Raw genomic sequence first — 21,995 nt, forward strand, 5'->3', positions numbered from 1 at the left:
ATGAGAGCGCTGACAGCCGTGATATCAATGCTAATCATAACAACTGTTTCTGGATGCAAAAAGGAGGAAAAATACGTAAAGCCCCTGACACTTGTAAAGACTGCCGTCGTAGAGGGCCTCAAAGACAGCAATGAACTCAAGTACTCGGCCTCTGTAGTGCCAAGTGCACTGCTCAATATGGCGTTTAAATCAAGCGGTTATGTCACAGGAGTCCTTCAGGTTAAGGGTATAGATGGAAGATTGAGGAACGCTCAAGATGGTGATTTTGTTAAAAAAGGGACTGTGCTTGCCAGCATAGAACAAAAGACCTACCGTGAGAAGGCTGCTCAGGCAAAGGCCCAACTGACTAAGGCAAAGGCCCAACTGACTAAGGCAATGCTTGATTATGAGCGGGCGAATAATCTCTTTTCCACAAAGAGTATCACAAAACCGCAGTACGACGATGCACAAGCGGCATTAGGGGCTGCCGAGGCAGACCACACTGCGGCTGCTGCACAGCTTAGGGAGGCTCAAATCGCCCTCGATGAGTGTTCGCTCATAGTGCCGTTTGATTCGGTTATATTCCAGCGCCACATAGAAGACGGTTCACTTGTCGGCCCGTCGGTCAATGCCTTTACCATAGCCGACACATCCACTGTAAAAGTGGTCTTTGGTGTGCCGGATATGATAATTGGGACATTTAAGAATGGCGATACGGTGAACGTATTTATTGAAGCGCTCCAATCAACGCCCTTCAAGGGGCAGATAACCCGCATAGCCCCATTTGCAGATGACCAGAGCAGGGTCTTCAACATAGAAGTCCAAATTCCAAACTCAAACCAGGCTATAAAGGCCGGGATGATAGCCTCTATGCATATGGAAAGTGTTGCAGGAGTAGCCAGCGCTGAAATTACAGTACCGCTTAACGCAATTGTGCGTCCTTCTGACAATTCCACCGGCAATTCCACCGGGTTTGCCGTATTCGTAGTCGAAGACCAGGGGGGTAAACTCATAGCCCGCAAACACTCAGTCGCCATTGGCCGCATATTAGCCAACAGGGTATCTATCGAAAAGGGACTACATAGAGGGGAGAAGGTCATTGTTAGCGGACAGAATTACGTGTTGGATGGTGAGCAAGTAAAACTTGCGGATTAAACTATGCACGGAAAAACCGGACAGGAAATTATAGAAAACACACACAACACGGCAAGGTTCTTTACGGAACACCGCCATGTATCGTGGGTATTTCTTTTTGTGACGATTTTCTGGGGGATATTGGGGTATATGTCGATGCCCAAGCTAAAAGACCCGGATGTGCCGGTACGCGTAGCCCAGGCCCTGTGTTCGTGGCCGGGTGCAAAGGCAGTTGATGTCGAACAGTTGGTAACGAGAAGGATTGAAGAGAAGATAGCCCAAAATCCAAACGTAAAGAAACTTGAGACATCCTCAAGGGGCAGCATTTCAGTCGTCACTGTAGAACTGACAGAAAAAACAAAGGACACGGGGAAAGAATTCAGCGATATAAACCTCAAGCTCAACAGCATTAATGACCTTCCAGAGGGGGCTGGTCCGATTGTCTTTGTGAAGGACTATGGCGACACAGACGCCCTGATGATTACTGTAGCAAGCCCGCTTTCAGACGCCACAGAGATTGCGCTAAGGGCAAAGGGCATCTCAGATGAGATAAAAAGGGCGAGGTCTCACACTTCTGGCAGCGCCCCGCGCGCAGCATTCATACTGAACTTCCCCTATTCACTGAAGGTGGAATCGATTAACCGCCAGTTTAACAACTTTATAAAATATCTGACAGACAATGGCGTGACCGGTCAACATATACCAATCAGTGGAGCGGGCTTCATAGGGCTTGATATGCAGACGCCGCTAAAAGACGAGGAGATCATTCACCTTCTGTATAAGTTTGCCGAGGCACGGATGCAGGCCCAGGAACTGCACCCCGACATATGGATGCCGGTGGTGATAAGAGACCCGTCTGAGACAGAGGCTAAAATATCTGTTGCAGTTGGCAGCAAGTACAGTTACCGTGAGCTTGACGACTTCACCGACACAATGCAAAAACACCTGCAAACCGTACCAGAGGTGGCAAAGGTCAATCGCACCGGCGTACTCAACGAAAGTATCTACCTGCATTATTCCCAGCTCAGGCTGGCCTCATACGGTACTCAACTGTCAACGATAAAAGATATGATAGATGCTAGAAATGCACCCACATCAGGTGGACGGATAGAGGTGCTGGGGAAAATAGTAAACATAAACCCATCGAGCGAGTTCAAAAGCGCACAGGACGTCGGCGATGTTATAATACACAGCACACAGAAAGGTGTTCCAGTATATTTGCGTGACCTCGTTGATATCAGCAGGGAATATGATTCACCGCCATCTTTTCTAAACACATATGGTCGTTACGGCCCAGACGGCAAGTGGATTAGCACAAGGGCAATCACCGTATCAATACAGATGCGCAAAGGGGAGAAGATTGGCAAATTTGGAGAGACAGTTCAGGCTAAGTTAGATACGCTGAGAAAACTCCTCCCTAACGACCTCGTAATTTCGCGTGTATCCGACCAGCCTCAACAGGTAAGTGAGAGCATTGACCTGTTTATGCAAAGTCTCTATGAGGCAATTGTGCTTGTCATAGTTGTGGCCCTGATAGGGTTTTGGGATTGGCGCAGCGCGTTTCTTATGGCCCTGTCCATACCGGTTACACTGTTTATGACCTTTGGGATGATGTTCTTTCTGGGAATCGATGTGCAGCAGGTATCTGTTGCCTCGCTGATAATCGCCCTTGGGCTTTTGGTGGACGACCCAGTAGTTGCCGGGGATGCCATTACAAACGAACTCAATGCAGGACAGCCACCTCTTATTGCCTCGTGGCTTGGACCTACCAAGCTGGCAAATGCTATCATGTATGCTACTGTTACAAACATAGTTGCCTATCTGCCGTTTCTGTTGCTGCCGGGGGATACGGGTACATTTATCTACTCGCTGCCCATAGTGCTTGCGTGTTCTTTAATTGCCTCACGGGTTGTATCCATGACGTTTATACCGATGCTGAGTTACTACCTGTTAAGACCGAAAAAGGAAACAAAGTCTATCAAAGAAGGTGCATTCGCAAAAAGATACTACGCCTTCTGCGGCTTTGCCATAGATAACAGAAAAAAGGTCTTTGTAGTGTCGGTGATTTTTATAATTATCTGTGGGTTTTTCTTAAAAGAGCTGAAAACAAGTTTTTTCCCGAAAGACCTGTCCTATCTTTCCTACGTTGATATTTGGCTGCCTGTTGACTCACCTCTTAGCAAGACAAGCGAAATAGCCTCACAGGCCGAAGGTATAATACGGGAAACAACAGAGAAATACGGTAAATCCCACCCCGCTAAGGATGGTAAACCACGCAGGATACTTGACTCACTGACGACATTTGCCGGGGGAGGAGGGCCGCGTTTCTGGTTTACCGTATCGCCCGAGGCACAGCAGCAAAACTATGCCCAAATCATCATAAAGGTAAACGATAAACACGACACAGGCCATATCGTAGATGACATCCAGAAGGCACTGACTGCAAACATTTTCGGTGCCATGATAGACGTAAGACAACTTGAGACCGGAGTTAACATAGGCGCACCGGTTGCAGTTCGCATCATTGGCGACGATATACCCACGTTGAGAAAGATTTCTGGGCAGCTCAAGACTGTCTTTAGTTCCATTGCAGAGGCTGAAAGGATTAGAGACAACCTTGGCGAGGACATATTCTCTGTGAGACTGAGTGTCGATGGTGACAGGGCAAACCTTGCTGGTGTAACGAACCGAGACGTGGCAACCTCTGCCCTAATGGGCATAAATGGTTATCAACTGTCGAGCCTCCGAGAAGGACACAAACAAATACCAATCACGGCACGCCTGAGAATGGATGAGCGCGCTCAATTGTCTGATATTCAAAACCTCTACGTGTTTTCATCGAATGGTAAAGTAAAGGTGCCTGTCAGACAGGTCTCAAGTCTCCACTACGGCCTCGAAACAGAGGAGATATACCGCCGCAACCAGTTCAGGACAATAATTGTCTCGTGTTATCCTATTCCGGGTGTCCTTCCCTCGGAGGTATTGGCTAAGGCTGAGGCCAAAATTGATGAGATTAGAAAGAATCTCCCTCCAGGATATGTCTTGGAGATAGGCGGGGAACATGAAGAGCAAAGCAAGGGATTCAACGACCTTGCCATCGTGCTTATTGTATCGATTTTGTTGATATTCATTGCCCTTGTAATGCAGTTTAAAAATGCGATTAAACCATTAGTAGTGTTTGCGGCCATTCCCTATGGGATAGCAGCAGCGCTTATATCTCTGGTGATAATGGGTCAGCCCTTTGGGTTTATGGCATTTCTGGGTGTTATCAGTCTGATAGGTGTAATAGTGAGCCATATTATAGTGTTGTTTGACTTTATAGAGGAAAAACACGAGGAGGGTGAGCCGCTGAGGGAGGCCCTCATGGACGCCGGGATACTGCGTCTGAGGCCAATTCTGATAACAGTAGGGGCAACAGTGCTTGGACTTGTGCCTCTTGCGCTTCACGGCGGCCCATTGTGGGAAGCGCTGTGTTATGTACAAATTGGAGGTCTGTCGTTTGCGACGGTAGTGACCTTGATACTTGTGCCGGTGCTGTATTCAATCTTTGTGCTTGACCTGAAAATTATAAAATGGGAAAAGTCATAATGACATAACCACTCCCGTTCATTTATAATTACGTCGCCGTGATAATTGAAAGAACAATACAGCGGGTAGTCGGCTCAAATAAGACAAGTGCCCCTGACCCTATAGCCATCGAGAAGAAACTGCGGCTGCGCGTTAATTCTAACGAAATCCTGTCGCTTTACTGCTCCCCTGTGATGATTAAGGAACTCGTCGTGGGGTTTATAATGGGCGAGGGGATAATTAAAGGCTCATGGTGTACGGAAAAGATGTCGATTAATATGGGGGATGACATTGTTGTCGATATAGACGCCACAGGCGAGGTCTCGTTGGCTGGGAAGGCCATCACGTCAGGCTGTATCGGCGGAATTACCATACCTAAAGAAATTATCGCCAACTCGGTTACCTCAACAGTGAATATCTCGCCGGAGTCCCTTCTCCGCCTTTTCGGAGATTTTCAGCGCCAAAGCCTCTCATACCAGAACACAGGCTGCATTCACAGCGCCGCCATCTCAGACGCCAGCACAATAATAGCCTTCGCCGAGGACATTGGCAGGCACAATGCCGTTGACAAGGTAATCGGGGCGTCGATTTTAGAGGATTTCGATCTGTCCAACTCAGTTATGCTGTTAAGCGGCAGGCTCTCATCTGAGATCGCGTCAAAGTGTGCCCGCTGGTCAATTCCAATAGTGGCAAGCCGGACTGCCCCCACATCGCTCTCTGTCGAAATAGCAGAAAAGGCCGGAGTTACTATGGTAGGATTCCTGCGCGGGACGAGGTTCAATGTATATACTCATCCTCAAAGAATATCCTGAGCCGTCCGAAATTATTTTAATTAAGGAGAAACAATGATTCAAACGCTGTGTCTGCCCCAAAAAAATTTATTAATAATGTTAATGTTAGCCGTGTTTTGGGCAATCACTGTTCCGGCGTGTACGGCAGAGACCCCGGTGACAGCAGAATCATCGCGCGAGGACCAGTTGGAAAATATAAAAATTATAGTTGACCAGGCAATCCAGGAGGGAAAAATCCCGGGTGCCGTAGTCATAATCGGAGGGCAGGACGGCGTCATATACAGGAAGGCATTCGGGTATCGAACACTCCTGCCTGAGAAGGAGGCAATGACTGTTGATACTATCTTTGACGTCTCTTCATTGACAAAGGTAGTGGCCACTGCCCCAGCAGTGCTTCAGCTAGCACAACAGGGCAGGCTGCGCCTTGAGGACCCGGTCAGCAAGTACTGGCCGGAGTTTAAGACCAATGGTAAGGATACTATCACCATACGCCAGCTCCTTACTCATTATTCAGGGCTTAGGGCTGGCCTTGACGTCTTTCCTGAGTGGCACGGCTATAACACCGGCCTTAATTTGATTCTCAAGGAAAAGCCCGGAACTACACCCGGGACTGCCTTTGTTTACAGCGATATAAATTTTGCAGTGCTTGGTGAGCTCGTCCGCAGAATCTCCGGCAAACCGCTTGACGTGTATTGCTATGAAAATATATTCAGACCACTGGGGATGAAAGACACCGCGTTTAAAACACCGCCCTCGGCACATGACCGTATTGCGCCCACGCAGTTTAGAAAGGGAAAGCTGATGCAGGGAGAAGTCCACGACCCGATGGCATATAGCATGGGCGGCATAACAGGGCACGCAGGGCTTTTCTCTACCGCCGATGACCTTGCAATATTCGCTCAGACAATGCTTAACATGGGGGCACACAAGAATGTACATATTCTGAGCCCGCTGATGGTTGCAAAGATGACCAGCTCTCAGTCGCCGGTGAATAAGACGGTCTTGCGCGGGCTGGGCTGGGATATTGACTCTCCGTATTCCTCAAATCGCGGCATACTGTTTCCAGTCGGTTCGTATGGTCACACGGGGTTTACAGGGACGTCTATGTGGATTGACCCAGTTTCAAAGACCTATGTCATTGTCCTGACTAACCATGTACACCCCGATGGAAAGGGGGATTCTCTGTCTCTGAGGGCGGAGATATCAACCATTGCCGCCTCAGCCATGGGACCTGCCCAGGCCGAGAGTGTCCTGACAAGCGGCCGCACCACAACTGGCTATTATGAACTGTTAAACAGCTACCACACCAAAGGGACACGCGGCGGAAACGTCAAAACAGGTATAGATGTACTTAAGGAAGAGAAATTCGCCTCCCTTGCCGGACTAAAAATTGGTCTTATCACCAATCACACAGGGGTAGACTCAAAGGGCAGCCGCACAGTCGATGTCCTGCATAATGCCCCTAACGTAAAACTTAAGGCCGTCTTCAGCCCTGAGCACGGGTTTTTGGGCGATGTCGATGAGGTGATAAAAACAGAATCAATCACAGATTCCATGACTGGCCTGACCGTTTACAACCTCTACGGCAAGACCTATCGCCCGGCGCCTGAAATGCTTGAGGGGCTTGACGCCCTGGTATATGACATTCAGGATGTCGGCGTCCGGTATTACACATATATAACAACGATGGGCTATGCAATGGAGGCCGCTGCAAAAAAGGGAATCGCGTTTTACGTACTTGACCGGCCTGACCCTATTACGGCAGCATTTGTTCAGGGGCCGATACGGGAAAAGGGTCTAAAATCGTTTACAAACTACTATCCACTGCCAGTCAGGTACGGGATGACAATTGGCGAGCTGGCGGAGATGTTTAATGCAGAGTATAATATAGGGGTCAAATTAAAGGTTATCAAGATGCAGGGCTATGGACGGTCAGACTGGTACGATGAGACCGGCCTGATGTGGGTAAACCCGTCACCAAATATCAGAAGTGTACTACAGGCAACACTCTATCCAGCCTCCGGCATCATTGAAAGCGCTAATATAAGCGTCGGCAGGGGTACAGACATGCCGTTTGAAGTGGTTGGGGCACCGTGGATAGACGCGAAAAGGCTCTCAACATATCTGAATAACCGGAAGATTACCGGCGTGCGCTTCATGCCCGTAGAGTTTACGCCAATAAACAATAACTATGCAGGGAAGCAGTGCTATGGAGTGCGGATTATCGTAACAGACCGCGATGCACTTAACTCTCCGGCAATGGGAATAGAACTGGCCTCTGCCCTGTATAACCTCTATCCAGTGGAGTTTGCTGTGGACAAGACGGTAGGGCTTATCAGCGATGATGTCTTACTGTCCATAAAGAAAAACATAGACCCAACACAAATTAAAATGGAGCTGAAGGAGCCGCTTAAGCGTTTCATGGATATACGCTCTAATTACCTGCTCTATTAATACGGTGTATAATTATTTTATAAACTGCTAACATATCTGTAGTAATTTATGTTATCATACTAAAGGCTGCAATGTGCGGTTGAGCCGCAATTGGTGGATGTCGGCGAAATGTAAATCTGACATAGCATAAGATAAGGCGATGAGAAAAAGAATTCCCACAGGCACAGTACGCATAGGGATGTACATAGACGGGTTTGATGCGTCGTGGTTTCAGACGCCGTTCCTCAGACATCATTTCGAGATAAAGTCACAGAGCCAGTTAGATAAAATCATGGAGTCCGGTATTGACTATGTCTATATCGATACAGAAAAGGGATTAGATGCTGCATGTGATGAAAAAATATGCGAGAGCACTCACCACACAGTTGAAAAGACCCCCCCCCCAGATATACCCGCAGCTCCTAAAAAGGAAGCCCCTAAGCCGGAGGATAAGGCATTCACAGACTATATCAGTGCAAAAACAGACCTCATCCAAATAGACAAGCTTAGCCTGATAGAGGCAACTGAGATTAATTTCAACCTTTATGTTAAGACAGGCATGGAGATTGTCCCCTTATCTGTAAATCACAACGATGGGGGTAAGGTATTAATCACAAAAGATATGTTGACCTCACACGGTGAACTCCTGATAACCCGTTCTGATGTACAAAAGTACCGGGAGTATCTCAGAATGGCGGTAAAGAATACCGGTGCAGCCAAATCTCAGGCCACTAAAAACATGCTGATAAAAGAAAACGCCAAGATACTCGTCAATGAACTGTTCAACGACCCCGGAAGCCCCAAGAAGATGGAGGCGTGTAAAGAGACAGTAGGAAATGTTATCTCATCAATAATTGACACAAAGGGATTAATAACCAATCTGTTTACGGTAAACAAACACGACTACTATGTCTATACTCATTCGGTGAATGTCTCTGTGTTTTGCGTGGCAACGGCCATAGCGATGGGAATACAGTCCGAGGGCGAGTTGTTTGCCATAGGCATGGGGAGTCTTTTGCATGATATAGGGATGAGTACAATCCCCCCTGAGGTGCTGCACAAACCTATGCCGCGCCTTTCGGACTTCGAGTTGAGCTTACTCAAGGGGCATGTGGCAGAAGGGCTTGACATAGTCAAACTATACAAGGGAATCACGCCTGAGACGCTGCTGCCGCTTGCTGAACACCATGAGAACCTCATGGGAACGGGCTATCCTCTTGGTCTGAAAGGGGATAAACTCCATCTATCTGGAAAGATTATCTCCATAACAAATACCTATGATACACTGACGACATCACGCCCAGGTTTTAAGGCAATAACTCCATATGAGGCGCTTACCTATCTGCGCGACAATAGGAATTTATTCGACGCAGACATACTAAAGGAATTCATAACCGTGCTTGGCAAATCAAGCCTGTAATGACAACTAATACCAGAGATGAAACAACAATCGGCAGCCTCATTTAGACATGACCTGCTTATCTTAGCCAGTTCCGGGGCAGCCCTTATTGGCATAGGATTGTTGCTGCCGTTTATGGCACATGAGGGTTTGGCTCTGGCACTTTTTGTCGTTCTGCTTCTGCTGGTGAATTCGGCAATATCTCTTTTGATAATCAGGAGAATAAAAAAACCTATAAATGAGCTGATGTTAGCAGTCAGAAAGATATCCGAAGAGCAATTCAACCTGCAACCCGATAAAAACATGACAAATCTGTCCATTGTATTTAACCATCTCATCGAGAATTTCAACGAATACAAGCGCAAGACAGAGGAAGGGGCGGCGGAGGTCGTTGAAGTAAATCAGCGAATGCTGAACGAGATTGTGCAAAGGCGCAAGACAGAAAAGAAACTCCAATACCTGGTCGAGCTTATAAAGTTGATAACCAACATATCGTCAACCTTTATTACAATTCCATCTGAGGAGGTAGGGGACTGGATAGTCCACGCCCTTTCGTCAATAGGGAATTTCCTCGGTGTTGACAGGGGGTATGTGGTTATATTCTCAGCGGACATGAAGACGGCCACAGAGGTATATGAGTGGCACGTGGATGGTGTGCCTCCAAAGACAGAAAGGCTGCGGGGGCTTCCGGTGGATTCACTGACATGGTGGATGGGCAAGCTGAACGCCTTAGACAACATATATATAACCTCGGCAGAGGACATACCGGAGGAGGCCGCCGCCGAGAGAGAATTCATTTTGGCAGACGACGTAATATCATTAATTGCCATACCCATAAGCCGCGGCGGTAAGCTCAACGGCTTTCTGGGCTTTGACTCGATGACGGTACACAAAGAATACGCCCCTGACGTGTTGTCCCTGTTGAAGATAGGGGGTGAGACATTTATCAACGCCCTACAGAGAAAACGCGTGGACGATGCCAATCATGAAAGCTGGATGCGCTTGCAGTCAATAATGGATAACGCACAGGCGGTGATATACCTGAAGGACACCACCGGGCGGTATTTAATGGTAAACCGGCATTTCGAGGACTTGTTTCATAAGACAAAAGAAGAGGTAACAGGCAGGACGGATTATGAGATATTTGACACAGGGCCATTCCACGAACACGATATGATGGTAATTCAAAGCGGAAGGCCGCTGGAGCTTGAGGAAACGATAAGACACGGGCAAGAGCAGGAGGCGCTTCGGACATATGTGTCCATAAAATTCCTTCTTTACAGGCATGATTCGACTGTGTATGCCATATGCGGAATATCAACAGATATAACAGACAGAAAACGTGCCGAGGAAGAGTTGATAAACTACCGCAACCGCCTTGAGGAACTAGTCAATGCCCGCACTGTACAGTTGTCTGAATCCAATGAGAAGCTGACTTTAGAGATAGCAGAACGACTGCGGGCAGAGCAGGCCCTGATACAGGCAAAAGAGGTAGCCGAGGCGGCCAACCGCACAAAGACTACATTCCTTACCAACATGAGCCACGAGCTTCGTACCCCGATGAACGGCATTATAGGTATGACAGAGCTTGCCCTCGATACGAATCTCGACCCTGAACAGCGGGAATACCTTGAGTTGGTTAAGGTATCCTCAGCCCATTTGCTGTCTCTGGTAAACAGTATCCTTGATTTCTCAAAAGTTGAAGCTGGTAAAATGGAGCTTGAGGCAATAAACTTCGACTTAAGAGGGCTTCTCGATACGACGATAAAACCGCTGGCATATGAGGCGCAGACAAAGGGCGTTAAATTGTTAACCGAAATAGACGATGATGTGCCGGTAGAGATAAAAGGAGACCCGGGCAGGTTAAGACAGGTGATAGTGAATCTGCTGAATAACTCTGTGAAATTTACCCACGAAGGACAAATACTCGTAAGCGTCAGACCAGCCCCTTATGCCGTGAGCAGGGATGACAACGCAAGACTAACTGCTCAGGCACCCCATTATTTACACTTCAGCGTCTCGGACACGGGCATAGGAATACCGGAGGATAAGTTAGGCATGATATTCGACAGTTTCTCACAGGTTGACGATTCGATGACGAGAAGATACGGAGGCACAGGGCTTGGGCTGGCGATATCTAAAAAGATAGTGGAGCTGATGGGCGGGCGGCTCTGGGTGGAGAGCGTGCTTGGTGAGGGAACAACGTTTCACTTTACAGCCAGATTTAAGTCCGGCACTATTGGGATGAGGAGTACCGCAAGGCAGGCATCTGAAGACACGTCAAGCCTGAGCATCCTTGTTGTGGATGGTAATATTCTGTCTCTGAATTCATATATCAGGGTGCTGGAGAACAAGGGGCACAAGGTAGGAAGCGCGGCAAGCGGGTATGAGGCGCTGAGGAAACTCAAAACTGGCGACTATACCGCCGCCCTGATTGATTTGCAAATACACGACATGGATGGATTCGACTTAGCAGGGCAGATAAAATCTGACCCGGCGACGCACTCTATCAAGGTCATATTGATCGTGTCGGCGGGGTTAAAAGGGGATGTCTCCCGCTGTAAGACCCTCGGCATAGATGGCTATGTAGTCAGGCCAGTCGATGAGGACAGTTTGGCAGAGACTATAAGACTCACGTTTCGCGGCGGGGCCAGGGACGAACCCGTAGTGATAACACGGCACACATTAAGTGAATTAAGGAGACCGGTACATATACTGATTGCAGAGGACAATATAGTGAATCAAAAGGTAGCGCTTGGGATTCTTGAGAAAAAAGGTTACAGAGTGGACGTAGCATCAAACGGCAAAGAGGCAGTTGAGGCATTAAGAAAGCAGCCGTTTGACATCATACTCATGGACGTTCAAATGCCAGAAATGGATGGTTTTGAGGCTACAAAATATATCAGGAGCGCTGTGGACAGCAAAATTGACACCAATATACCAATCGTCGCCATGACAGCCCATGCTATGGTTGGATACAAGGAGATATGTTTAGAAAAAGGCATGACGGACTATATAACGAAGCCGTTAAAGGCCTCAACGCTCTATGAAATAGTAGAGCAATACACAGAGAGCAGGACAGTGATTGAGCCTGAAGCTGGGGCAGAAAATGTGCCAGAGCCTGTAAAAGTCCCGAAAATCCTCCCTGTCATAGACAAAGACGAGGTGCTGGGGCGCATAGGTGGTGACAAAGACATATTGAACATAATGATAAAGGCATTTTTAGTAGATGCACCCGAACAAATAACCAAATTAAAAGAACTAAGTGCCGCTAAAGACATAGATGGGCTGAAAAAACAGGCACACACAATAAAGGGTATGTCTGCAAACATGGGTGCAGTACAGTTAAAAAACCGCGCGTTTAAACTTGAACTGGACTTAAGAAAGCTCCCAAATCCAATAACTGAATCAGATATTGAAACTATAGTAAGGCATGTCGGCAAGATTGAAGCAGAGTGCGAAAAAGTCCTCGCGGTTATTAATACAGAATTCCAGCCGACGGCAGACAAGTCATAAAATTACCACTATCTCAACAGCCAGGTATACCAAAACCTTCAGCGCGAATCTTTCAACCCAAGGTAATGTTCATAGTATTTTCTAAGGACAGGGAAAAGTCAAAGTGTGTAGACGCTTGCAGCTACCGACAATATCGTTGTAGATATTGTCGGTTATAATTATCTACCTATCTCTTTCTGGTCATAGATTCTCCGACAGGGGTGAACTTTTGAATTCGGTGATTCCAAAGATCAGCTATATATACATTGCCTGACGAATCAACTGCTATGCCACCAGGGGCTAACAACTGTCCATCGTCGCTTCCAGTGCTTCCAAACTTCTCAATAAATATTCCTTCTGAGGAAAACTTTTGGATTCTGTCAAGATAGAAATCTACCACGTATACAAAGTCTAACAAATCTACTGCTATACCATAGGGGCTGATGTATCGCCCATCTCTTTTTCCATAACCTCCCAAATTAGTTATAAACTGCCCGAAAGGGCTGAATTTCAGGATTTTACTGCTAATAGATGTATCTGACACGTAAACATTGCCTAATGAATCCACTGTTATGCCAGAAATACCCCACACCCCGCCCCCATTTACTGAAATCCCCAACTTACCGATAAATATCCCATCGGGGGTGAACTTTTGGACCCGAGAATTACCTGCATCTGTAACGTATACAAAGCCTGATGAATCTACTGCTATACCAACGGGATAGGAAAACTGTCCGTCACCACTTCCCACACTTCCCCATTTGGCGATAAATTTTCCATCGGAAGTGAACTTTTGGATTCGGTTATTATTTGTATCTGCCACGTATACAAAGCCTGACGAATCATCCACTGCTATACCAATGGGGTGATAAAACTGTCCATCACCACTTCCTTGACTTCCCCACTTGGTTATAAATATCCCATCGGGGGTGAACTTTTGGATTCGGTGATTACCTGAATCTGTAACGTATACAAGGTCTGACGAATCCACTGCTACAGCTATTGGTAAGGTAAACTGCCCGTCACCACTTCCTGTGGTTCCCCACTTGGTTATAAATATCCCATCGGGGGTGAACTTTTGGATTCGCCCATTACTTGCATCTGCCACATATACAAAGCCTGACGAATCCACTGAAATACCTGTGGGGTAATTAAACTGCCCTTCACCACTTCCATAACTTCCTATCATGGCAATAAACTTTCCGTCAGGAGTGAACTTTTGGATTCGAGAATTAAATGAATCTGCCACGTATACAAAGCCTGATGAATCCACTGCTATGCCTTTGGGGTTATCAAACTGTCCGTCACCACTTCCTTTACTTCCCCATTTGGCGATAAATTTTCCATCAGTGGTGAACTTTTGGATTCGAGAATTAAATGAATCTGCCACGTATACAGAGCCTAACGAATCTACTGCTATACCATCGGGATAGGAAAACTGTCCGTCACCACTTCCCTCACTCCCCCATTTGGCGATAAATTTTCCATCGGTGGTGAACTTTTGGATTCGAGAATTAAATGAATCTGCCACGTATACAAAGCCTGATGAATCCACTGATATACCCATGGGGTATAAAAACAGCCCGTCACCACTTCCTGTGGTTCCCCACTTGGTTATAAATATCCCATCGGCAGAGAACTTTTGGATTCGCCCATTACCTGTATCTGCTACATATACAAAGCCTGATGAATCCACTATTATGCCTTTGGGGTATGAAAACTGCCCATCACCACTTCCTGTAGTTCCCCACTTGGTTATAAATTTTCCATCAGCAGAGAACTTTTGGATTCGGTTATTATTTGTATCTGCTACGTATACAAAGCCTGACGAATCCACTGCTACAGCAGACGGGGCTTGAAAATACCACGGCTGTGGCAGCCTTGGCCACAGACGCTCAAACTGATAACCCCCATCCGCTAAACCAACCCCTATATTAACCACTAAGCTTACCAGGACACAAACAACAGTCACTAAAACTTTATTAAATATCACGCTCTCTCCTATTGTCTGATATATCTTTATCTTTCCGATATAGCGGCAGTGCATCTACAAACTTTGATATTAATATATGTGCCAGCAGCCCCGACGTTGGTATCCCCTGCGGGATTCTATAACCTCATCTAAAACGATTAATGCCTTGTGTAAAGCTCTTTCTAAAGATAAATCCTGCTCTACCCCTTTCGCACTGCAAGGTCTCTTGTTATGTAGTCTTCTTTGCCCATTGCCGTTACCTTCAGCATGATTCTGTAATACCCCTCTGGGGCGTCTTTTGGTATGTCAAAGTTTATCTCACCCCTTCTTGTTCCAAGCTCGACGGTCTTGTTTTCGCTGGCTGTGCCGAGGTCTACCCAGTTTTTCTTGCCTTCATCGTAGTAGTACAAGGTGGTAAGCTCTGTTACGTAAACTTGTCTGGACATATCTGAGTCCATCAGGTAATAAACGGCGTTTAAGCGTACCTTGCCGCCCGGTGCGGCGTAATCAGGGCTTATGGTCATGCTTGCAAATCTTACATAACTTCCATAAGATGACATATAGCCAGTACGGTTCATCGTCTCGGTAGTGCCAGCAACAGGGTAACTCCTGATGTCGGCAAATAAGTACAGACATCTGCCCCATGCAAGGGCAAAGCCGATTGAACCTCCAATAATTGCCCCAGCCGCCACCCTGTCACCACGCGTGCGACCAAGCAGGATGGCATCCAGTGCCAATGTGCCAAGCCCTCCGATGACTGCCCCAGCTGCCGTATGCTGGGCAATGCAGGATACCTGTGCCTCCTGCCTTTGTTCATGCGTAAGCGGCGTCCCCGCAGGTGGAAGTGTCGCGCAGGCAGTTAATGAATACGAGATTATTATTGCAACGGTTGTATATCTTAAGCCTTTTAATTTCATGTCTGTCCTCCTTCACCGGTTTGTCGGCCTGTCTGTATCATATCTGTATATTCTAACTTATTCTTAAATATTTTACTATCACCTGAGAGTGTTTTTTGTTATAATTGGAAGATGGTGAAGACATTGAGGCTGGCCCTTGCTCAAATTAATCCAACTGTTGGCAGTATTAAGAGAAACAGTGAAAAGATTATCTCGTTCATAGAAGACGCCAGAAGGCACTCTGCCGACATTGTGGCATTCCCAGAACTCTGCATCACTGGCTATCCACCGGAGGACCTGCTCCTTAAACCGTCCTTTCTCAAAGACAACATAAAGGCGCTTGATGAAATAAAAAGACACACTAACGACATTACGGCTGTCGTAGGGTTTGCCGATAAGCAGGACGATATATATAATGCCGCAGCACTGCTCTATAACCATCAGATAATAGACATATACCACAAGATATTCTTACCCAATTACGGCGTATTTGATGAGCTGAGGTATTTTCAGAGCGGAACTCTGTCTCCGGTATATGAGATAGCAGGCTGCCTCGTGGGGCTTAACATATGCGAAGACATCTGGTACCCTGATGGGCCAGCCTATAAGCAGTCGCTTGCCGGTGCAGAACTGATTATTAATATCAATGCCTCTCCCTATGGATTCAATAAGTCCAAGGCCAAAGACACGATGTTATCTGCCCGCGCCTTTGACAACCGCATCATACTGGCGTATCTGAACACGGTTGGAGGGCAGGATGAACTCGTCTTTGACGGCGGCTCAACAGTGTATGACTCTACGGGGGAGGTATTAGCTCGCGCTGGGAGCTTCACTGAAGAGCTCATCGTCGTTGACCTCGATATGGAGGGCGTGTTTGTCTCCCGTCTACATGACCCACGAAGACGACAAAAGGTCAAGGCCCTGTGTCACAATGAGTGTCACAATGAAATAAAAAGGGTCTTTGTCTGCGACAGGGCTCCGGGAGAAAAATCCCCGCTTAAACTAATTAAACGAATGCCGGTTCGACAGATGGACCGCTATGAGGAGATATATAATGCCCTTGTCCTCGGCACAAGGGACTATGTAACAAAGAATGGATTTAAGTCGGTTGTGATTGGACTGAGCGGCGGGATTGATTCGTCAATCGTCGCCTGTATTGCCGTTGATGCCATCGGGCCTGAAAACGTCAGAGGTATCTTTATGCCGTCGCCCTATACATCTCAGGATTCACGGGAGGATGTCTGTGAACTTTCAGAAAATCTCAAAATCAGGACAACAGAAATCCCGATAGCAGGGATTTTCTCGACCTACCTGGGTGAACTTACAGCCGCATTCGATGGTAAAGCCGCTGATACTACAGAGGAAAACCTTCAGGCAAGAATCAGGGGAAATATCCTGATGGCCATGTCAAACAAATTCGGCCCTCTGGTGCTGACCACAGGGAATAAGTCTGAGATGTCAGCCGGATATGCCACGTTATATGGGGACATGGCAGGGGGCTTTGCAGTTATAAAGGACGTACCAAAGATGATGGTCTATAAGCTTTCAAGATGGCGCAACTCTGTGGCGGCAGTAATCCCTGAGCGTGTGCTGACTAAGGCACCGACGGCCGAGCTTCGTCCTAATCAGAAAGACAGCGACAGCCTCCCGCCATACGAAATCCTTGATATAATCATCGAGTCATATGTTGAAAAGGAGATGGGTCTTGAGGAGATAACCGCTCTTGGAATAGATGAGCTAACCGTGCGAAAGGCCTTGTCATTGATAGACGGCAGCGAGTACAAGAGGAGGCAGTCGCCCCCTGGTATTAAGATAACAGGAAGGGCATTTGGTAAAGACAGGCGTTTTCCCATCACAAACGGCTACAGAGGGTTTTAAATGGTGAATGCGATTATTTTAGCATTGGCTGTGATGTTAGTCTTTGCAGGTTGCAACAAGGAGCAGCCAGCGCTGGTGGTAAACACCCCGCCTCCGCTTGTAGTAACCCCAAGCCCTACACCAGCCAGACATGACGAAATCGAGATTACAAAAGACAATATCACAGCAGCAAAACCAGCGAAAAAGGCGATTAACGTAAAGCTGAAAAGGAGTTTTAAAGGAGAGTACAGTTGGGACATCGTGGGTACTGACGTGAAGGAGATAATTAAAATAAACAGGGAATTACAGAAGGAATTCCCAAATTAACCAGTGGGAGGTCATATGACTACATTTTCGATAAGAGAAGTAATAGAGATGGCCGTAAGGACAGAGGTGCTTGGTAATTCATATTATAATGAGTTAGCAACAAAGTTTAAGGGAGGAAACAGGGAGGTCTATGAGCTTTTTACAAAGCTTGCAGACGCTGAGAAAAACCACATAATAGCCTTCACAGCGCTAAAAGAAAAAGTCAGCGAGGCAGAGCCGGAGAACTGGCAGGAGGTGTCTGAGTACATGAGGGCATTCGTTGAGAGCGCCTTTTTCCTTGGTAAGGACAAGGCCATGCTTCACATGCAAAATGTTGCAGACCCGTTAAATGCAGTGGGCCTTGCCATAGGGTTTGAAAAAGAGACCCTGCTCTACTTTTACACGATAAGGGATGCCGTAAAAGAAAAACACATAGTAGAAGAGATCATCGAAGAGGAGAAACACCATATCGTATGGCTGAGCAAGTATAAGGCAGACCACAGCGCCCAGCACTAGATGAAAGGCTGCCTGTATATAGTTTCCACACCAATAGGGAATCTTGAGGACATAACGCTTCGGGCGCTGAGAATCCTCAAGGAGGCGGACTTCATAGCCGTTGAGGACACCAGACACTCCGTAAAACTCCTCAACTACTATGAGATTGCCCGTCCGATGATAAGCTACTGGAGGGAAAAGGAAAAGGTAAAGTCAAAGGTAATAATAGACAAGTTAAACGCAGGCTACACAGTAGCTCTGATAACGGACGCCGGGACGCCTGGCATATCAGACCCCGGTGAGGTGTTGATTCGTGATGCGATAGACGAGGGGATAGAGATATTTCCAATCCCCGGGCCGACCTCTTCAATAGCGGCGCTTTCTGTTTCAGGGCTGTCCACTCGCCGGTTTACATTCATAGGGTTTCTCTCACCAAAAACACTTCAGAGAAAAAAGGACTTACAACTGCTCAGGGTAGAAAGACACACGCTTGTGTTTTACGAATCCCCGCACAGGATACTGAATTTTCTCGACGATTTGTTAGAGGTATTTGGAGACAGGAAGATTGCCCTTTGCCATGAGCTGACAAAGCTCCACGAAGATACAAAAAGGGGAACTGTCTCAGATGTGATAGACCAGTTGCAAAACTCAAAGATAGCAGGCGAGTATGTAGTCATTGTTGAGGGGTTTAAGGAGACCGGGCTGAGCATCGAGGATGCCTTAAGTGAAATAGGGCAATTGATTGAAGGTGGCATGAGGCGCAAAGAGGCCGTTGAGCAGATAGCCTCGGCAACCGGCATAAGCAAAAAGATACTGTATAAGGAAAGCATAGAAGGACAGGACATATCTAAGGGGGGAGCGAATGATTAACATAGGCGTGCTTGCCTCTGGCAGAGGCTCAAATTTTCAGTCTATTATAGATTCAATCAAAAGCGGCGCTCTCAATGCCAGGGTTGCCTGTCTGATTACGGACAACCCGGAGGCGTATGCTATTGAGCGGGCAAAGAGCCACAATATCCCGCATGTGTATGTGAATCCGGCAGACTTCACAGGGAAAGACATGTTTTACAGACGCATAGCCGATGAGTTAAAAGTCTGCGGTGTGGAACTGGTAGCGCTTGCCGGGTTTATGCGTGTGGTTAAAAAGCCGCTGATAGAGGCCTTTCCGATGCGCATCATGAACATACATCCGGCCTTGCTGCCGTCGTTTAAGGGGCTGCACGCGCAGCGTCAGGCGCTTGAGTATGGGGTAAAGATTGCAGGCTGTACAGTGCATTTCGTTGACGAGGGCGTTGACACCGGCCCTATAATACTTCAAGAGGCCGTGCCGGTGCTGTCAAACGACAGTGAGGATTCCCTTTCTGAGAGGATATTGACCTGTGAACACCGCATCTATCCCCTTGCGATTAGGCTATATGCCGAAGGGAAACTCAAGGTCATAGGCAATACAGTAAAAATAGAAGAGTAATACCAATTACTGTATTACCGACTGCCCTCATCAAGCCACTTCGATTTAAGAAAAAGCATATAAGAGTCTTCGTACATATCGTCAATAGCACGGTTTATTTTATTGAGCAGATTGGGGTCTTTCAGCATGGCAGTCCTTCGTATTGCTATTGATGTATAGCGGTTGTTGTACCTGCCGGGAATAATCTTAACAGACAGGCCGTCAGCCGCTGCCCTTTTCGCATAAACAGTGACTACTCCGGCATAGAGGGCTGCTCCGAAAGCTTTCCCTGTTTTCATTTCTTCATATACTGCCTCAAGGGTAGGTTTGACGACAACTACAGCGCCAATTTTATTAAGCTCTGAAATTGTTATATTGTCATTAACCGCGGCAATTTTCTTACCCTTGAGGTCTTCAAGGCCGATGATGCTGCTTTTCATTTTGGTTGCCGCAAATTCAGATACGATATCTGCTGTGATCAGGTTAATCAGCAAAAGCCCAACAAGCCATATCAGTATGGACAACAATCGGGCATGAGAATTCTTCGGAACCACATCACCAAATCCTATAGTTGTCTTAATTGCCAGTACACACCACATTGCGTCGGAGATACCGCTTTTGTAGCTGCGGGAAATCAAGGCATCGTCTTTTCTCTCCAAAAGCCAAAGTACGTTGCCAAATATTAAAACAAATATTAAAAAGACAAGCATCGACTGTATCACCATTGGTGAGTACAAGGTCGTCAGCGCATTGATGTCAGCTAATAACGGGTTTTGCTGCTTATCCCTCGTCAGAATCCGAATGCCTGAGACATAAACTGGTCGGCTGAACACGGCTATTGCCGAGTTTTCTCTGGAGGGCTGGATACCAATAATAACAATATCAAGGCTGCCAGAAAAAAACTTTGCCATGCACTCAGGGATGCTGCCGCACGAGCCTAACTCATATTTAAGCGATGAGCGCAGGGCAGTCTCCCGCCACATATCAACGGCAAAGCCGCTCAATCCATTATCCGGGTGCCGTTGACAGATACCCGGAACTAAAGGCACACCAACCTTGTAGCTCTCTTGTTCAGCGTCAGCGGGGGCATAGATGGATAGAATTAGTATGAGGATTCTCAGTGCAGCCATTTGTCGTGCATAGCGCTAATGGAGCCGTCGTAGCGCATATCTAATATAATATTGTTGATCTCATCAAAAAGCCTTTTATCGAATGTCTTTGTGGACATACCGGCCTGCCACTGGACTTCATGTGTTGTACTATCGATAGTGTTCGGGGCAAGCCCGTATGCTTGTTTAGCAAGTTCAATGGCAGGCAGGGAATTAAGAACTGCGGCGTCAGCCTTTCCTTTCTTTAATATATCGTAGATGTCCTTATAATTTGAAACAACCACAGGTTTAGCCCCAATGGCTTTCATGTCATTGATAATACTGAGGTCGTTGGGGACTGCTACCGTGTTGTTTTTTAAGTCAGAGAAAGTCCTGATAGTGTAGAGTATCTTATTTGTAGAAAACTCGGAGATTATCTCAGCAGATATAAGTGTAATGAGCAAAAGACCTGTAAACCACACTACAACAGAAAACATGCGCGCCAACAACTTTCTCGGTACGATGTCTCCAAACCCTATAGTGGTCTCCATAGCAACAACGCACCACATTGCATCAAAAATGCCTTTCTTATAGCTTTTTACCGCACCTGGAGTTTTTTCCAAAAACCATAGAATGTTGGCGTAAATAAATGCAACCAGCATAAACATAGCAAATATCTGCATCACAACCCCAGACCATACGACTGATACGGCCTTAAAATTTTCAATAAGCCGCAAGTTCCATACCTTTATCAGGAGAATTGAAAGGTTCGATACATGAAAGACTTGTGAAAACACGGCAATGTCAGCGTTTTTTGATGTCCTTTTGATACCGTTTAAAAAGAAATCAACCTCTCCGGAGATTAGTTTCTCTCTCAGCCCTGCAGCGTCTTTGAATTCCCGAAACGTGTAGTTCACGCCGGCCCGTTTAGCAATCTCTATCCATATCTCGGCGATAAGCCCCTCGACGTATCCCTCTGGTGTATTACTGATATAGCAGGGTTCGGAGATGAACCCAACGGTATAAGTCTTTGCCGCAACTGCGGCGGCAGGAGTTTCAACACCTGCACTACCAATAAGGGCTGCCACTAAGAGAAGAGTGGAGATTGTTATTGTGATAGTTCTAAACACTTGTTT

The 21,995-nt window shown here is 46.8% G+C and carries 15 protein-coding genes and 1 pseudogene; 11 read left to right on the forward strand and 5 right to left on the reverse strand.

Translation table 11 applies throughout. The features are described from left to right. The 6 genes from ASN18_RS01775 (at position 1) to ASN18_RS01800 (ending at position 12,819) form a co-directional block, all read left to right on the forward strand. Positions 1–1,134: an efflux RND transporter periplasmic adaptor subunit gene (locus tag ASN18_RS01775; protein WP_085050882.1), complete on the forward strand. Its 1,134-nt coding sequence runs from the start codon at positions 1–3 to the stop codon at positions 1,132–1,134. A 3-nt stretch (positions 1,135–1,137) separates the two neighbouring features. Then, the gene (locus ASN18_RS01780; protein WP_085050883.1) at positions 1,138–4,701 is read left to right on the forward strand and encodes an efflux RND transporter permease subunit; all 3,564 of its coding nucleotides are present in this window, start codon (positions 1,138–1,140) and stop codon (positions 4,699–4,701) included. A gap of 38 nt (positions 4,702–4,739) precedes the next feature. After that, positions 4,740–5,492 carry a formate dehydrogenase accessory sulfurtransferase FdhD gene (fdhD, locus tag ASN18_RS01785; protein WP_236861430.1) on the forward strand — a complete coding sequence of 251 codons (753 nt, stop codon included), beginning with the start codon at positions 4,740–4,742 and terminating at the stop codon, positions 5,490–5,492. A gap of 33 nt (positions 5,493–5,525) precedes the next feature. Next, the gene (locus ASN18_RS01790) at positions 5,526–7,925 is read left to right on the forward strand and encodes an exo-beta-N-acetylmuramidase NamZ domain-containing protein (protein ID WP_085050885.1); all 2,400 of its coding nucleotides are present in this window, start codon (positions 5,526–5,528) and stop codon (positions 7,923–7,925) included. A 139-nt stretch (positions 7,926–8,064) separates the two neighbouring features. Next, positions 8,065–9,324 (forward strand): cyclic di-GMP phosphodiesterase, encoded by a 1,260-nt coding sequence (locus tag ASN18_RS01795; protein ID WP_085050886.1) that lies wholly within the window; start codon positions 8,065–8,067, stop codon positions 9,322–9,324. Between the two features lie 18 nt (positions 9,325–9,342). Further along, positions 9,343–12,819 (forward strand): hybrid sensor histidine kinase/response regulator, encoded by a 3,477-nt coding sequence (locus tag ASN18_RS01800; protein WP_085050887.1) that lies wholly within the window; start codon positions 9,343–9,345, stop codon positions 12,817–12,819. Positions 12,820–12,985: 166 nt separating this feature from the next. Here ASN18_RS01800 and ASN18_RS01805 read toward each other — a convergent pair whose 3' ends face one another. The 3 genes and pseudogenes from ASN18_RS01805 to ASN18_RS01810 all read right to left on the reverse strand — a co-directional run bounded on the left by ASN18_RS01805 (position 12,986) and on the right by ASN18_RS01810 (position 15,687). Then, positions 12,986–14,791, reverse strand: a complete 1,806-nt coding sequence (locus ASN18_RS01805) for an SMP-30/gluconolactonase/LRE family protein (protein ID WP_236861431.1) — start codon at positions 14,789–14,791, stop codon at positions 12,986–12,988. A 25-nt stretch (positions 14,792–14,816) separates the two neighbouring features. Further along, positions 14,817–14,906: pseudogene (locus ASN18_RS18050) on the reverse strand (IS66 family transposase); the annotation flags it as partial. 64 nt (positions 14,907–14,970) lie between these two features. Beyond that, complete coding sequence (locus tag ASN18_RS01810) at positions 14,971–15,687, reverse strand: hypothetical protein (RefSeq protein ID WP_085050889.1); 717 nt, start codon at positions 15,685–15,687, stop codon at positions 14,971–14,973. Between the two features lie 114 nt (positions 15,688–15,801). Between ASN18_RS01810 and ASN18_RS01815 the strand changes: the two genes are divergently transcribed. The 5 genes from ASN18_RS01815 to purN are packed head-to-tail and all read left to right on the forward strand — an operon-like array spanning position 15,802 to position 19,792. After that, positions 15,802–17,544 (forward strand): NAD+ synthase, encoded by a 1,743-nt coding sequence (locus ASN18_RS01815; RefSeq protein ID WP_157072783.1) that lies wholly within the window; start codon positions 15,802–15,804, stop codon positions 17,542–17,544. Then, positions 17,545–17,850 (forward strand): hypothetical protein, encoded by a 306-nt coding sequence (locus tag ASN18_RS01820; protein WP_085050891.1) that lies wholly within the window; start codon positions 17,545–17,547, stop codon positions 17,848–17,850. A gap of 15 nt (positions 17,851–17,865) precedes the next feature. Next, on the forward strand, positions 17,866–18,345 hold the full coding sequence (locus ASN18_RS01825) for a ferritin family protein (protein ID WP_085050892.1): 480 nt from the start codon (positions 17,866–17,868) through the stop codon (positions 18,343–18,345). Further along, positions 18,346–19,194, forward strand: a complete 849-nt coding sequence (gene rsmI, locus ASN18_RS01830; protein WP_085050893.1) for a 16S rRNA (cytidine(1402)-2'-O)-methyltransferase — start codon at positions 18,346–18,348, stop codon at positions 19,192–19,194. Next, complete coding sequence (purN, locus tag ASN18_RS01835; RefSeq protein ID WP_085050894.1) at positions 19,187–19,792, forward strand: phosphoribosylglycinamide formyltransferase; 606 nt, start codon at positions 19,187–19,189, stop codon at positions 19,790–19,792. Before rsmI ends, purN begins: the two co-directional genes overlap by 8 nt. 14 nt (positions 19,793–19,806) lie before the next feature. Here the strand turns inward: purN and ASN18_RS01840 are convergent, their stop codons facing one another. Both ASN18_RS01840 and ASN18_RS01845 read right to left on the reverse strand, forming a co-directional pair. Next, complete coding sequence (locus tag ASN18_RS01840; RefSeq protein ID WP_085050895.1) at positions 19,807–20,901, reverse strand: transporter substrate-binding domain-containing protein; 1,095 nt, start codon at positions 20,899–20,901, stop codon at positions 19,807–19,809. After that, positions 20,889–21,989, reverse strand: coding sequence for a transporter substrate-binding domain-containing protein (locus tag ASN18_RS01845; RefSeq protein ID WP_085050896.1), 1,101 nt, complete (start codon positions 21,987–21,989; stop codon positions 20,889–20,891). The genes ASN18_RS01840 and ASN18_RS01845 overlap by 13 nt, the downstream gene beginning before the upstream one ends. Between the last annotated feature and the right edge of the window lie 6 nt (positions 21,990–21,995).

This window comes from Candidatus Magnetominusculus xianensis (assembly GCA_001541255.1).
GTDB lineage: Bacteria > Nitrospirota > Thermodesulfovibrionia > Thermodesulfovibrionales > Magnetobacteriaceae > Magnetominusculus > Magnetominusculus xianensis.